The 15,287-nt window shown below is 67.3% G+C and carries 7 protein-coding genes; 4 read left to right on the forward strand and 3 right to left on the reverse strand.

Translation table 11 applies throughout. From position 1 onward, the window contains the following. Positions 1 to 470 precede the first annotated feature (470 nt). Positions 471 to 1,778, forward strand: coding sequence for a hypothetical protein (locus tag DFR52_RS23690; RefSeq protein WP_110034566.1), 1,308 nt, complete (start codon positions 471 to 473; stop codon positions 1,776 to 1,778). Between the two features lie 62 nt (positions 1,779 to 1,840). Then, entirely contained in the window at positions 1,841 to 2,572 is a 732-nt protein-coding gene (locus tag DFR52_RS23695; RefSeq protein ID WP_110034583.1) for a COG3904 family protein, read from the forward strand. Between the two features lie 860 nt (positions 2,573 to 3,432). On the opposite strand, the gene DFR52_RS23700 is transcribed toward DFR52_RS23695, so the two are convergent. Together DFR52_RS23700 and DFR52_RS23705 are read right to left on the reverse strand one after the other, a co-directional pair. Next, positions 3,433 to 8,031, reverse strand: a complete 4,599-nt coding sequence (locus DFR52_RS23700; protein WP_110034567.1) for a translocation/assembly module TamB domain-containing protein — start codon at positions 8,029 to 8,031, stop codon at positions 3,433 to 3,435. After that, positions 8,028 to 9,947 carry an autotransporter assembly complex protein TamA gene (locus DFR52_RS23705; RefSeq protein WP_245415473.1) on the reverse strand — a complete coding sequence of 640 codons (1,920 nt, stop codon included), beginning with the start codon at positions 9,945 to 9,947 and terminating at the stop codon, positions 8,028 to 8,030. Before DFR52_RS23705 ends, DFR52_RS23700 begins: the two co-directional genes overlap by 4 nt. 520 nt (positions 9,948 to 10,467) lie before the next feature. On the opposite strand from DFR52_RS23705, the gene DFR52_RS23710 reads away from it, so the two are divergent. Further along, positions 10,468 to 11,574: a dimethylsulfoniopropionate demethylase gene (locus tag DFR52_RS23710; protein ID WP_110034568.1), complete on the forward strand. Its 1,107-nt coding sequence runs from the start codon at positions 10,468 to 10,470 to the stop codon at positions 11,572 to 11,574. 834 nt (positions 11,575 to 12,408) lie between these two features. Continuing rightward, positions 12,409 to 13,482, forward strand: a complete 1,074-nt coding sequence (locus DFR52_RS23715; RefSeq protein ID WP_245415474.1) for a CNNM domain-containing protein — start codon at positions 12,409 to 12,411, stop codon at positions 13,480 to 13,482. Between the two features lie 295 nt (positions 13,483 to 13,777). On the opposite strand, the gene DFR52_RS23720 is transcribed toward DFR52_RS23715, so the two are convergent. Continuing rightward, a complete protein-coding gene (locus DFR52_RS23720; RefSeq protein WP_110034570.1) occupies positions 13,778 to 15,202 on the reverse strand; it encodes an alanine/glycine:cation symporter family protein in 1,425 nt (474 codons plus the stop codon). Between the last annotated feature and the right edge of the window lie 85 nt (positions 15,203 to 15,287).

A 15,287-nucleotide genomic window follows, 5' to 3' on the forward strand; every position in this document is an offset into this window, starting at 1 on the left:
GGTCGCCATCGTCGCCGCCATGCGAAAGCTCATCACAATGATCAACACAATCGTCAAAAGACAGGTGTTCTGGGAAAACCAAAAACACGGTTGCTGAGGTGGCCGCGCCAGCGGCCCTCGAAGGGCGAGGGTCAAGCCACCGGTCTTGCCGCAATCCCCATCCGCCACACGGCCTTCCCTCGCCCTTCGAGGCTCCCTGCGCTGCGCTGCGGTCGCGCCTCAGGATGAGGGAAGGGGCAGCGCACCCTCCGTCCGTCACCCCGGCCCTCCCGGGGCGGCCGCGCGAGCGGCCCTCGAAGGGCGAGGGGCCGGGCGGCGCGCGCCACACCCGGTCGGCCATCGCCTGTGTAGGTCGCGTTGCGCCCGACACCGCGCACCGCCGAAGCAGCCGACATCGGAAACAAGCCCCGTCAGCCTTCATTTCGCCCGCTTTAAGGGCTTGTTAAGGCTTCATTCCGGCGGAGGTTTCCATGGCGCTTGGCGCATCGCATCGCTTGCAGGACGGCGTCCTTGCCGTCGAGACCATGACGCGCTTTGCGCTCGCTGTGCTCGCTCTCGCCTCCGGCGTCTACACCTATCTCGGCGTCCGCAGCCTGCTTGACGGCTCGCCCACCGCGGTCTTCTTCGCCGCCATCATCTATTCGGCGTCGGTCTCGGTGGCGATCTACGCCTTCTGGTCCTACATGGCGCGCTTCTATCCGCATGTCACGGGTGCTGCGTCGCGCGGCGCCATGATCGGCGTGATGGCGCTCGGCTGCGCCATGATTATCGCCATGTCGAGCTGGCTGAACGCCGCGGCGCTGGCAGGCTCCGCGGCGCTCGAACAGCATCTGGCCGAGACGGTGCAGGACTACACGGCCGATCTCGACCAGGCGCACCAGAACGCGCTCGCCGCGCAAAGCCTGCTGCCGGACATCCAGCGGACATCGGAGCGCTTTTCGCGCCTTGCCGAGGACGAGCGCCAGAACGGCGCGCTGACGGGAACCACCGGGTCGGGCAGCGTCGTCCAGCTGCTGTCGCAGATGTCCTCGCAGCTGAGCGAGCTCGAGACCGGCATCATCGCCTCGCGCGAACGGGTGACGACGCTGTTCGACCAGGGCCGGGCCCATCTGGCCACCATGCGCACGCTGGTCTCGGCGCCGGGCGCCGTGACGCCGCGCAGCGACGAGTTCTCCGCCGAAGTGGTGGCGCTGTCGGGCGTCATCACGTCGCTCGAACAGACCTCGATCGCCCCCTCGGTCAAGCGCGCGGCCGAAGACCTGTCGCTCGGCTTCATCGCCCCGGTCGCCGATGGTAAGGCTGCCGATCTGGCCAATCGCCAGGATGAGGTGATGCAGACGATCCGCGCCTCGGTGTCGGCGCAGTCGCAGGTGCTCTCGCAGGCCGCCGATGAAATTCTCTCGCGGGAGCCGGTGGCGGAGCGCCGCTTCGTGCCGCTGTCCTCGGCGGAAGCCGTGCTGCGCTATGCCGCCGATTTCATTCCGGCCTGGGCCGGCGCCATCTCCATTGATCTGCTGCCGGCCGTCCTCGTCTTCATCCTGGCGGTCGTCCACGGCGCGATCCGCAGCCAGGAGCAGCGGCTGCCCTTCGCCCAGCGGATCACCGCGGCGGAACTGCTGGAGGCGCTCGAGGTGCAGCGCGCGCTGGCCCGCCACGGCATCGAGGTCGAGCAGGCGCTTGAGGCAGCGGAGACCGAGGACGGGCGCGGGCGGGCGGATTCCAACATCACCAGCCTCGACATGTCGGTGAAGGCGCCGCGCAAGGGTCCGCCCGCGTGAGTTCCCCGTCGCCCGGCTCGCGGCTGAAGAGAGCCGTTCTGAGCGCCGACGACGGCCTCATGATGCGCGGCGCCTTCTTCGTGCTGCTCCTGGCGGCGGGCGCCTTCCTGTATGTCGACCTGAGGGAAATGAGTCTCGCAAGTGCCGCGCTTCCCGGCCATGATCCGATGACGACCGACGCCCCCGTGCTGCCGCCGGCGCTGACCGACGGGGTTCCGCACCCGCCGCCGGTGGAGCCGGGGAGTCCGTCCGAAGTCCTGCGCCAGCCGATGCGCTTCGAACTGCTGCCCGGCGGGCAGCTGATGGCGGAAGGATCGATCGACCTCGGCGCCGCCGGCCGCTTCGCCGAGGAGATTGCCGCGCGCGGCGAGTATGTGACCGCGGTGTCGCTGAATTCGCCGGGCGGCTCGGTCGAGGATGCGCTGGCGATGTCGAAGCTGATCCGGGAGAGGGGGCTTAACACCCGCGTGGCGACCAAGGCGCTCTGCGCCTCCTCCTGTCCGCTGATCCTTGCCGGCGGGGTCACGCGCGAGGCGGAAGACGACGCCATTGTCGGCGTCCACCAGGTCTTCAATGCCGGACAGGACAAGCCGTCTCCCGAACAGGCCATGTCCGGTGCCCAGAGCACGACGGCGCGCATCGCCCGCCATCTCGACGAGATGGGCATCGGCAGCGGGCTCTGGATCCACGCGCTCGAAACGCCCCCGGACCGGCTCTACTACCTGACGCCTGGGGAGATGGCGGAGTTCCGGCTGACGACGGAACCGGTGGCGACGGCCAGGCAGGCGAATTAGATTTTCGTCAGGCGCACGCGCGGCATGGTCCTGTTCGATGCAATTTCGGATCGCCGGCTGCGACGTGGATGCGGTTTGTCCGGTCAGAGCGCTTTCAACTTGTCATTGAAGCGCACCGCCGTCTCTGCCGTCATGCCGGATCCCGAGCCGACGTCCGACAAACTCCAACCCGTCCCAAAACCCCAAACCGAGAGAGGGCATTCCGGGCCAGAACTGTAAACCACCCATCCGGTCTGTTTTGTAAATGACCTATCGGCTGGACACGGGCAAGCCCCTCCCCCTTGAGGGGAGGGGTTGGGGTGGGGGTAAGAGACCACCGGGACACTCCGCCCCGCGGTTGCATCGCGACCCCCACCCGGATCAGCTTCGCTGCGCTCGCTTCTCCCTGGGCGAGCCACGGGTCTCGCCCGTCCTACGGACCCCCTCAAGGGGGAGGCGGCAAGCCGCGCCCTCCGCACTTCCCCTCTCCCCTGATGGGAGAGGAAGCAATTTCAGCGTCCTACGCAGTCAAGCGCTGGAAATTGCAGGTGAGCGGGTCGTTCGCACGCCGCTGGCTTTTTCATGTAGCCCCACGCTGTCAACACGCCCAGCCACCTCTGAAATGTGTGAATTTCGTAGGGTGAGGGGAGGGTGCGCTGCCCCTTCCCTCACCCTGACGTGCGACCGCAGCGCAGCGCAGGGAGCCTCGATGGGCGAGGGAAGGCCGTGCGGCGGATGAGAGGTGGGGACAGTTTACTTTTGGAACCGTGTCCGTGGCCTGATCCGCTGCCAAAAGTAAACTGTCCCCGACATCCCGCGCCGCTTGCGCGGCCACCCCAGGATGAGGGTGACGGGTGGATCGCAGGGTCGCAGCGGCCTCGTCAGTAATCGCGCTCCAGGAAGATGCCCACGCTGGAATCGCCGCCGGTGCCGATCGAGCCGCGCGCCTTGACGTCGTCGGTGATGTCGAGATTGATCGTGCCGCGCGTCGTGCCGCCGCTGCCGGCCTCGACGCCGAGATAGATGTTGTCCTGGATGTAGCGGCCGGCGCGCACCGCCGTGCCGCCTTCGCCGTCGGACACCACGTCGAGATCGTCGAGACCGGCCGCGTCGCGCAGGTTGCCGAGCAGGCCGCCGCCCGAGCCGCCGGCGAGTTCCGCCGCCGCCGCGGCCAGGCGGGCGATCTGGAAGGCCGACAGCTCGTTGAGGCTGCGGTCGAAGATCAGCCGCGCCAGCACCTCGTCCTGCGGCAGGTCCGGCTGCGAGGAGAAGGTGATCGACAGGTCGGAGATCGGGCCGCGCACGTTCACGAAGACGGTGATGTCCGAGCCTTCGGTGCGGGCGGTGAAGTCGACGACGGGATCGAGGTCGCCGATCAGCGTGACGGTGCCCTCGTCGAAGGTGATGCGCTGCCCGAGGATCGACAGGCGCCCGCGGATCAGGTTGAAGGCGCCGACCGGCTGGATGTCGGTCAGCGGGCCGGTCAGGCGCACTTCGCCTCCGAGCTCGGCGTCCAGCCCGCGGCCGCGCACGAAGATCCGGTTGGGCGCGCGCACCAGCACGTTGAGCCGCACGACGCTCGGGCGGGAGACCGGTACCGGAATGTTGCTCTCGACGCCGGCCCGACGCAGCGTCGCGGCGACGTCGCGCGGCGGTGCTATGTGAATGACATCGATGGCGGCGGGGCCGCCGGTCAGGCTGCCTGCCACGCTGAGTTCGGCCCGGTCGACGTCGAGCGCGCCGGAAATCACCGGGTCGCGCGTGAGCGGGCCGTTGATCGCGACCGCGCCGGACACCGTGGCGACGACGAAGTTTCCGTCGGCGTAGCGCGCCTGGTCGAGCACGATGCGGATATCGGCCGGGAATCCGGCGGCGGCGTTCAGCGATACCGAGCCGCTGCCGCTCACCGAGCCGCCGCCACCCACGGTGGCCGAGAGCCCGCGGATCGTCACCGCCTGGGCGGAGAGGGATGCGTCGATCGAGATCGCGCTCAGCCGCACCTGGGTGAGGGGATCGACGACCCCCGCGCCCGAGGTGGACAGGGTGCCGCCGAAGTCGGGGTCGGCGATGCTGCCGGTGACATTGGCATTGAGCGACAGGCTGCCCGAGAACTGGGTGCCCCGATCGACCAGGAACCGGTTGGCGAGCGCCATCGGCGCGCTGCCGGTGACCGAGAGCTGCAATCCAGGGCCGGAGAGCGGGATTCGCCCGCTGGCGGAGACGGCAAGCCCCTGCGGGCCGTTGGCCGAGGCGCGGGTCAGCGACACGCCGCCATCCGCGTAACGACCGGACGCCACGACATCGATGGGCGCGGCGCCGGCGGTGGCCAGGGCGGCCGCGGAGACGCCGGCGGCAGTCAGATCGAAGTCCGCGGTCGGATCGGCGAGGGTGCCGCCAATGCGGGCCGTGCCCCTGAGGTCGCCGCGGAGGTCCTGGCCGGGGGCGAGGGCATTCAGCGTCGCCAGCGGAAAGCTCGTCAGCGACACGTCGAGTGCGAGCGCGCCGTCGTCGAGCGGCACGCCGCCGGCGACGCGGGCGCTGAAGCCGCCGCCGTCGTCGACGGACGCCGTCACGTTCAGCCGCTCTCCCGTGGTCGTGCCCTGCGCGGCGATCGTGAGCGGCCCGAGCCCGGCGGTCCGCAGGGCGGCGGCGGCGACCGCGTCGCCGCGGAGGTCGAATTGAGCCTCAGGGGCGGCGCGCGTGCCGGTCACCTCGGCCGTGCCGTTGAGCGTGCCGCCGAGTTCGAGGTCGGGGCGAACGGCATTGGCGATGTCGAGCGGCAGCGCACTGATCGCCACCTTGAGCCCGATCGCCTGGGCAATGCTGCCGGATACGGACAGGCTGCCGTCTCCGATGGCAAGTTCCAGGCTGTCGATGGTGACGTCGCTTCCCTCGACCAGCAGCGACGCGGGCCGGGCGAGCGCGGCCGACAGCCGGCCCTGCGACAGATCGGCCCGATCGAGTGCGAGCCGGTAGCCGTTGCCTTCGGGCGACAGCGCGCCGGACGCCTTGATCGCCGCGCCGTTTTCGAGTTGGGCGTCGGCCGTGAAGTCGGTCGCCTCGCCGCGCCGGCTGGCGGTGGCGTCGAGGCGGTCGACCTCGATGCCGGCCGCAACGAGCGCCGTGGCCTTGATCTGACCGTCAACCGCCGGCACGCCGAAGGCATCGTCCACCTGGGCGCTGAGCTCGGCCGCGCCGATGCGGACCGTGTCGAGGACCAGCGCGTCGATGGTGGCCGAGAGATCGACGGTCTGCCGGTCCTCGTCCACGGCGAGCTTGATGTCGGCATTGATCGCCCCTGACGCATCGGTCAGCAGCAACGCCGCGGCGGTGGAGATGTCGGCTGCGTCCAGCGACAGGGCTCCGGTGAACAGTCCGGCCTTCGTCTGTGTCAGCGCGCCGGTCAATCGGGCGCCGCCGGCGACGAAGGAGAGGTCGCTCAGTCGTCGTTCGCCATCTGCCACGACGATGGATGACGAAAGGTCGACGCGCACGCCGTCGAGGAAGGCGTCGCCCTTGAGGCTGCCGTCGAGATTCTGGTCGACCAGCACCCCGTCGAAACCGATGGTGGCCTGGGTCAGGGTCTTGCCCGCCAGCTTCCCGGAGGGCACGCTGGCGTCGAGCTTGAGATTGATGCGGCCGTCGCTTCCCGTGGCTCGTCCGGTCGCGGTCAGGCGGCCGGATGCCTCGGGCGAGACCAGCGCCAGGTCGGCCAGTGCGAGGTCGAGGTCGAAGTCCGCCGCGCCGGTGGCATAGGTGCCGTCGGCGGTGATCTCGACCTGCGGATTGGCGATGCGAAGCGTGTCGGCGGTCAGCCCTGTCTCGCCGCGGGCCACCCGGCCGGTAATGGTGGTCACGCCGCCGAGCAGATTGTCAGCCGCCTCGTTGGCAACGCGCAGGTCCGTCGAACGGCCGTCGAGCATGAGATCGAAGGCGCCGCTGACCGGGCGGATCTCGCCTTTCGCCGCCAGCGTCAGCGCTCCTGACAGTTCACGCCCCGCCATGGTGGAAAAGGGCGCGATGCTGCTCGTCTCGATCGCGAGATCGCCGCGATAGGCGTAGTCGATGACCTCGCCCGCCAGCGTCAGCGACAAGGCCGCGCCCCGGAGCGACGCGCTGTCGATGGTCAGGGGCGCACCGGCCTGCCAGGAGCCTTCGGCGGCAAGGTCGATCGTGTCTCCCAGCGCTTCGGCCACATCGGCCCGCTCGGCAACGATGCCGGCCGCGCTGCCGTCCATGCGGTAGGTGATGCGCCGTGCGGCGGGGTCGCCCGGGTTCTGCGCCAGGCCGTCGAGCGCCAGCCTGATGGTGTCGGCGCTGAAATTCGTCGTCACCAGACGCTGGAGGTCCAGCAGCGCGGTCCATTCGCCGTCCCGCTTCGCGTCGTAATCGACCTGCAGCCGGCCGGTTTCGATCGTCGTCTCGCCGCCGGGCACCGGCAGGACGACACGGCCGCCTGCCGTCGGCGAGATGCCGGCATCGATGCCAAGCCGCTCGAGGAAACCGTCCGCGGTCGTCTCCGCCTTGGCTGCCAGCGTCAGCGCCGCACTCCGGAGATCGAGACTGTCGATCCGGAATCCGCCGGCTTTCTTGGCGACGCCCGCGACCTGAAGGGCGGTCTCCGCGCCGAAGAAATCGCGATACAGCGGCGCGACGAGTCGCGAGACGGCGCCCTCCAGGTCGGCGGAAAAGGCGGTGCCTTCGCTCGTTCCGTCGAACCGCGCCGAACCGGTCAGCACGCGCTCATCGGCCGCGTCCAGTGTCAGCGCCAGGTCGAGGTCGTCGACAGGACCGCTGCCCGACAGCGCCAGCTCGATCGGCGGCCGGCCGTCGACGTTCAGCAGATTGGCCACAACCCCGTTTTCCGGCTCCGACAATGTCAGGTTCAGGTCGAGCAGACCGGTCTCGTTGGCATAGGTGGCGCCGAGCTTCAGCTGTCCGCCGGAGCCGTCGAGCCGCTGCATGTCGAGCGCGGTGTCCAGCGACCCGTCCTCGAACAGCAGCCGGCCCGTGACGGCAAGCTCGGCGGCCTGTCCGAAAACGGTTTCGCCGAAGGTCACCCGCGCGATGTTGAGATTGCCAAGCTCGATGGCAAGCGGCAGCTCCGGCAGTGCGAAGGGGGCGGCTTCCGGACTGGGCAATCCTTCCTCCGGTAACGGCCGGCGCGTCACTTCGATGAGATCGGCGCCCAGGGTCTCGATGTCGAGCCTGCCCCGAAGCAGGGCGCTGCGGTTCCAGTCGATCCGCGCATTGACGATGCGCATCCAGATCCCGTCGCGGTCGGCAACCGTGATCGTGTCGATCGTCGCTTCCGATGACAGCACGCCCTGAATGCCGCCGATGCGGATCTGGAGGTTCGGGCCGGAGAGGCGACTTTCCACAAAGCCGATGAGCCACGACCGCTCCTCGTCCGGCGTGTCCTGCGCGAACGCCGGACCGGCGAGGAGGAACATCAGCAATGCGATTGTCAACCTGATCAAAATGCCTGACCTATTCCAACATAGAAGGCGACGCTGGGGTCAGCGGGGCCTGGGTTGAGGGGGACGGCGACGTCGAACCGGATGGGGCCGAGCCCGGTGATATAGCGCAGGCCGGCTCCGACGCCGACCTTCAGATCGCCGGATAATCCCGGAAACGAACTTTCGTCGACATAGCCGGCATCGGCGAACACGACGGCGCCGATCGTATCGGTGAAGCGGGCGCGGAGTTCGACCGAGCCCTCGATCAGCGACTTGCCGCCGACAATTTCGTCGCCCGGCGCGATCACGCCGATGTTGCGATAGCCGTAGCCGCGCACCGAGCCGCCGCCACCGGCGAGAAACAGGCGGTCGGGCGCGATCTCGCCAATCGAGGGGCCGACGAGCGACCCGAGCTTCAGGCGTGCGGCGGCAATATACCGGTCGTCTTCGCCGAAGCCGTAATAGGCGCGGCCTTCCAGCGTGAAGCTGGCGGCCGCGTTGCCGTAGGTGAACTCGTAGAAGGGTTCGGCGACGAACTCGGCGAAATAGCCCTCGGTCGCGTCGGCCGGGTTGTCGCGGGTGTCAAAGACCAGGCCGCCGAGCACGCCGGCGCTGACGAATTCGCGCTCGCCGAAGACCGGATCGTCGAACAGGGAATAGCGCCCGGTGGCAAGCACCCGGCCGGTGATGTCGTCCGTCAGGCGGCTGGTCAGACCCGCCTCGAGGGCGACGCCGTTGCGCGTATAGGCATCGAGCACTTCGCGGTCGCCGATCAGCGAGGTCACGAAGTCGGTGTTCGGGTTGAACACGCCGGGCTTGGTGAAGGTCGCGCCAACGCGGTAGGTGTAGTCGCGCGGGTCGGCACCGTTGATTCCGCTCATCCTAGCTTCCAGCCGCAGCCGCTCGGCCCGCCCGAACAGGTTGCGGTGGAGCCAGTAGGTCTCCACGCCCAGACCTTCGATGGTCGAGAAGGTGCCGCCGATGCCGACCCGGCGGAGCGCTCGCTCCTGCACTATGACGCTCAGCGGCAGCTCGCCGGCCGGGCCGATCCTGTCATCTTCCTGGATGCGCAGCGAGCGAAACACGTCGAGGCGCGCGAGGCGGTCGGTGGAGCGCTTGATGTCGTCCGGATCATATTCCTGGCCTTCCGGCAGGTCAGTCATGTAGCGGACGAATTCCGGATCCATCCGCTCGGTGCCGCGAACGCCGGTCGGGCCATAGACGGCGCGGCGGCCGGGTTCGATATGGATGCGGGCATCCACGACGTCGGCATCGTGGGCCGCCGCCACCCGGCGTTCCGCGGCCTCCGCCTTGGCATGGCCCTGCTGCCGCCATGCCTCGACGGACAGCCGTTCGGCGCGCAGGATCGCCCCGGAGCGCGCGATCTCGCCGGACGCGAAACCCTCGTCCCGCGGCAGCGCCACTTCGTCGTCCCGGTCGACCGGTGGCGGTGCCTGGTTGACGATCGCCGCCTCCCGGAGAGTGAAGACCGGTCCGGGCGTGACCGTGATGCGGACGGACGCCGGCTCGGCGAATTCCGAATCGGGGGGAAGATCCGCCGCTTCGCGGCCGTCGATGGTGATGCTGATCGCGCCGCCGTAGCGGCCCTGGGAGTAAAGCGTGGCGAGCAGGCTGCGGTAATCGCCGCGCGCCTTGGCGAGCAGACCGGCCGCGCCGGCGGCGGGCTCGTCGCGGTCCTTCCAGAGCGCGGACGCCCCCTTGAGCGGTCCATCGACATCACGGTCGCCGCTTTCGACGAACACCACATCGTAACGCTGCGGAACGCCGATGACATCCGCGTCATCGTCGCCTTCGCGCTCGAAGAGCTTGATGCCGAACAGCTCGAACGCCGCTGCAGAACCGACTTCCGCGCCCGCGATGGCGAGAGCAAGAACCCCGGCAAGAAGAATTCGACTCCGAAGTGCACAAAATTTCACGTTGCGGACCCGGACCGACAGGGAGTTATCATATCACACACTTTCTGACCCCCCAGACATCATTCACGAACAGGTTCAGGAAATCAACCGTCAACCGGTCCCGGGCAGGCCGCGAACAGGTCTCATCCAGGGATGCTGCAATGTCGACTTATGCCAGATAGAGGGCGGAATGCGAAGTGATTTCCGCCTGGCGGGGCTGTCGTGACCAGGCCGGCCACCCCGCAGATTGGCGTGCCACGCCTGCGCAGCCGAAGAATGTCGGCTTTTCCGGGCCCGGTAAACCGCGCGGCGTGATCCGTGCCGTGATGCAACGGAAGGTCTGGTCCCACTCGTGGTCACGGTGGCGCTGCAGTGCCGCCGTCCGACATCGAGCCCGCCGCACCCGGCTGCCCGCCAGAGCCTTAATCCGCCGCATGCCGCGATCGCATCCGCCCATGCCGCAAACGTGCCTGTCCGCCGCGCCCTTCGGCCCCATCCTGAGCGCGAGCCTTGCCGGCTTCGCATGTGAGGGAGAGACATCATGCCGCCAGTCCTGTCGATATCGCGCCGCACCCGGCGCACCCCGTTCACCGACCGCGTCAGCGCGGCGGGCGTCAGCGGCTACACCGTCTACAATCGCATGCTGCTGCCCACCGTGTTCCGGTCCGTGGTGGAGGACTACCGTCATCTCAAATCCGCCGTCCAGGTCTGGGATGTGGCCTGCGAGCGGCAGGTGGAGGTGAGGGGGCCGCAGGCGGCCGAGCTGGTGCAGATGCTCACCCCGCGCGATCTGTCCGGCATGCAGATCGGCCAGTGCCTCTACACGCCGATGGTCGACGAGACGGGCGGCATGCTCAACGATCCGGTGACGGTCAAGCTCGAGGAGGACCGCTACTGGATCTCGATCGCCGACAGCGACCTGCTCTTGTGGGTCAAGGCGCTGGCGATCGGCTACCGCATGACGGTGGACGTGTTCGAGCCGGACGTCTCGCCGCTCGCCATCCAGGGACCGCGGGCCGACGATCTTGCCGCCCGGGTGTTCGGCGAGGCGGCGCGCTCGATCCGGTTCTTCCGCTACAAGCGGCTGGAATTCGACGGCACGCCCTTCGTGGTGGCGCGCTCGGGCTATTCCAAGCAGGGCGGATTCGAGATCTATGTCGAGGACGGGCGTCACGGCGAGCCGCTTTGGGACGCGCTGTTTTCCGCCGGCAGCGATCTCGATGTGCGCGCCGGCTGCCCCAACCTGATCGAGCGCATCGAGGGCGGCATGCTCTCCTACGGCAACGACATGACGCAGGCCAACACGCCGCATGAATGCGGACTCGGTCGTTTCTGCGACACCCGCTCGGCCATCGGCTGCGTCGGCCGCGACGCTTTGCTCAGGGTGGCCGCCGAAGGGCCGCTCAGGCAGATCCGCCATCTCGAGATCGACGGCGACGCCGTCCCGCCCTGCACCGAGCCCTGGGTCGTCCGTTCGGAGGAGGGCCCGGTCGGGCAGGTCACCTCGGCGGCCTGGTCGCCGGATTTCGGCACCAATGTGTCGATCGGCATGATCGACCGCGAGGCCTGGGTCGAGGGCACGCGGCTCGAGGTGGCGACACCAGCAGGCCCGCGCGGCGCGGTGGTGCGCGAGAAGCCTTGGCTGTAACCCTACGAGATTCACACATTTCGGAGGGCCACCTGTGCTGGACTGATTGTGCTGAGCACGGCAACAGGTCCGGTCGGCGCGCGCGAATACCCCCTCACCTGCAATTTCTAGCGCTTAACTGCGTTAAGACGCTGAAATTGCTTCCTCTCCCACCAAGGGAGAGGGGGGACACGCCGCGGGTTCCGCATTTCTACCTCTCCCTTGGTGGGAGAGGATACAAAATCACAGCCTTGGACCGCAGGGCCAAGCTGTAGATTTTGTTGGTGAGGGGGTCCGGAGGCATCCGCAACATCCCTTGCCTGCAATGTCCGCCGTGCGCGAGTGGATCAGGACGCTGAAATCTGGTCCTTTCATCTTCGCCGATGGGCCACCACAACGATGTGTGAATGCCGTAGCCTCAAGGGGAAGGGGCTTGCCCGTGGCGCCTCCGCAATCGCCGTTCTGCGGCCGGACGCGTTGAGGGCGGCCACAGCCTCCGTTGGGCTTCCCAGTTGCGTCAAGACGCTGAAATCGTAACTTCTCCTCTCCGCTGGTGGTCTACGACAACGATGTGTGAATGACGTAGGCTGTAACCCGGCCGGCGCCGAAGTCCGCGGCGGCGCAACGGGAACCGCCTCTCGGCTCCGGCGAAAGGCGCCGGGCGGAGAGTGCGCGCGGCCGGTCCGCGCCGCGCGAGCGGCAGACGCATGCTGCTGGAAGACCGGCCCGTTCTATGGCTGCGTTGCCTGCGAACCTGAGCGCCGGCCCCGCTGCCGCGATTCCATTCCGCCTGGACCGCGCAGCGCTGCGCGGAACGATCCAGCTTCCAGGACATTGGCGAAGGATGGATCCATCTTGGGTTCAGTTCCTCCAGGCAAAGTCGATTTTGGAAACACCATGACTCTTCTTGTTATCTACGTCGTGCTCGCGGTCGGCATCTCGTTCGTGTGCTCGATTCTCGAGGCGGTTCTGTTGAGCATCACGCCCAGCTATACCGCCACGCTGGAAGAAACCCAGCCGGAGACAGCCCGCAAGGTGAAGATGCTCAAGGATGATGTGGATCGCCCCCTGGCAGCCATTCTCAGCCTGAATACCGTCGCCCACACCGCGGGCGCCGCCGGTGCCGGTGCCCAGGCGGCGAGCGTCTTCGGGGACGCCTCGATCGCCATTTTCTCCGCCGTGCTCACTTTGCTGATCCTCGTGGTGTCCGAGATTATTCCAAAGACAATCGGGGCCATGTACTGGAGAGGCTTCACGCCGCTTGCCGCGCGCATCCTCCCGGTGATGATCTGGTCCATGTGGCCATTGGTGAAGATGTCACAGGTCATCACCCGCATTCTGTCGCGGGGCAGGCCGCAGCCACCCGTCAGTCGCGAGGAGATTGCAGCCATGGCCGATATCGGCCACCGCGAGGGCGTCATCGACAAGGGCGACTCCAAGGTCTTCCGCAATCTTCTCAGGTTCGATCGCCTGACCGTCACGGACATCATGACGCCGCGAACGGTTCTGCTTGCTTTTGAACAGACCTCCACGATCGATGACGCGATCGCTCGCAAGGACGATCTCCGCTTCTCGCGCATCCCGATCTTCCACGGTTCGATCGATCAGGTGACCGGGTTCGTGCTGAAGACGGACATTCTCTATGCAGCCTTGGATGGCAAGGGCGGCACCTCCCTGCAGGAGATCCGGCGGGACCTTCCGACCGTCAAAGAAGCCATGCTGCTGGAAGAACTCTTCGATTTTCTCGTCCACGAGGAACGGCATGTCGCCCTGGTCGTCGACGAGTTCGGCGGGACTTCCGGCATCGTTACGCTGGAGGATCTGATCGAGACGCTGATCGGCGAAGAGATTATTGACGAAGGCGACAGCGTTCCGGACCTGCAGGCCTATGCCCGCCAGAGATGGAGCGAACGTCACGACAAGATCTGATGCATGTCGCCCGACGTGTGCAGTATCGGGATCACGGCAGGCACAGCTGTCAATAACATTGGCAATTTCTAATAGATTCGACGATGCTGACCGCGCGCGGTCTGTCCGCGATGCAGGTTGGTGCCTCTGCGCGCCGATGGGCGACGAGACCAGCGAGGTGCTCAACCATCCGGCCTAGTGCGTGCAACTCTTGACCATTCGCGGCCTGGTGTGCCCAGCACCCGTGCTTCAGGCCCCGCCCTTGAATGAGCGCCCGGCGGCGTGACCGCCGGGCTGGTGGTCGGTGCGGCCCGGATCAGGCGTTGTCGCGGTTCCAGATCGTGTCGTCGATCTTTCCCTTGAGCTCGCCGTAGTCGGCGGCATGGAAGACCGGGGCAAGACCGGCCTTGCGCTGGTCAAAATAGTCCCGCGTCAGTTTCACCACGGTGCCCGACAGGAGCATGATGGCGATCAGGTTGATGGTCGCCATCAGTCCCATCGAGGCGTCGGCGGCATTGAACACCGTGGCGACGCTCTGGATCGATCCCCAGATCACCATCGCCAGCACGCCGAGCCGCATCAGCAGCAGCCCGCTGCGCGAATCCGCGCCGAGAAAGGTCAGCGCGTTCTCGGCATAGGAGTAGTTGCCGATGATCGAGGTGAAGGCGAAGAAGAAGATCGCGATCGCCACGAAATAGATTCCGGCGCCGCCGATATGGGCACTGAGCGCCTGCTGGGTGAGTTCGGTGCCGGTCGTCTCCATGCCCGGCGTGTAGATGCCCGAGAGCAGGATCATGAAGGCCGTGGCGCTGCAGATGAGCAGCGTGTCGATGAACACGCCCAGCGCCTGCACCAGTCCCTGCGAGGAGGGGTGGTGCGGATCGGGGGTGGCGACGGCGGCGATGTTGGGCGCCGAGCCCATGCCCGCCTCGTTGGAGAACAGGCCGCGCTTGACGCCGTTGAGCATGGCGGCGGCCACGCCGCCGGTGATGCCGCCGGCGGCTTCCTCGAAGCCGAAGGCATTGGCGAAGATCATGCCGATGACGCCGGGAACGGCGGTGATGTTGGCGATGATCACATAGACCGCCACCGCCAGATAGGCGATGGCCATGAACGGCACGATGATCTCGGCCACGCGGGCAATCTGGCGGATGCCGCCGAAGATGACGATGGCGGTGAGCGCCGCCAGGATCAGGCCGCAGGCATAGGTCGGAACGCCGAATGCCGTCTCGACCGCGCCGGCGATCGAATTGGCCTGCACCGCGTTGAAGACGAGGCCGAAGGAGATGATCAGGCAGACCGAGAAGATGCCTCCGGCCCATGGCGCGCCGAGGCCCCGGGCGATGTAGAAGGCGGGGCCGCCGCGATAGCGCCCTTCCTCGTTCCTGATCTTGTAGAGCTGCGCCAGGGTGCTCTCGGCATAGGCGGTCGCCATCCCGACCAGGGCCACCATCCACATCCAGAAGATCGCGCCCGGACCGCCCAGGGTGAGGGCCACGGCGACACCGGCGAGGTTGCCGGTGCCGACCCGCGAGGCGAGGCTGACGGTCAGCGCCTGCAGCGGCGTGATGCCGGACTGGTCGGTACTCGAACTGCCGAGGATGACCCGGAAGAATTCGGGAAAGTGCCGGATCTGCACGAAGCCGAGACGAAAGGTGAAAAACAGGCCAACTGCAAGCAGGCCGTAAATGAGCACATAGCCCCAGAAGATGGTGTTGAGAAAGTCTATAACCGTGTTCATCTGATCGTCCCCTCCTGCGTCCTCATGTCGCTGTATCGACTATGAGGCAGAGAATTGCATCTGTCTAACGGGAGACGATGTTTTC

It is taken from the genome of Hoeflea marina, assembly GCF_003182275.1.
GTDB lineage: Bacteria > Pseudomonadota > Alphaproteobacteria > Rhizobiales > Rhizobiaceae > Hoeflea > Hoeflea marina.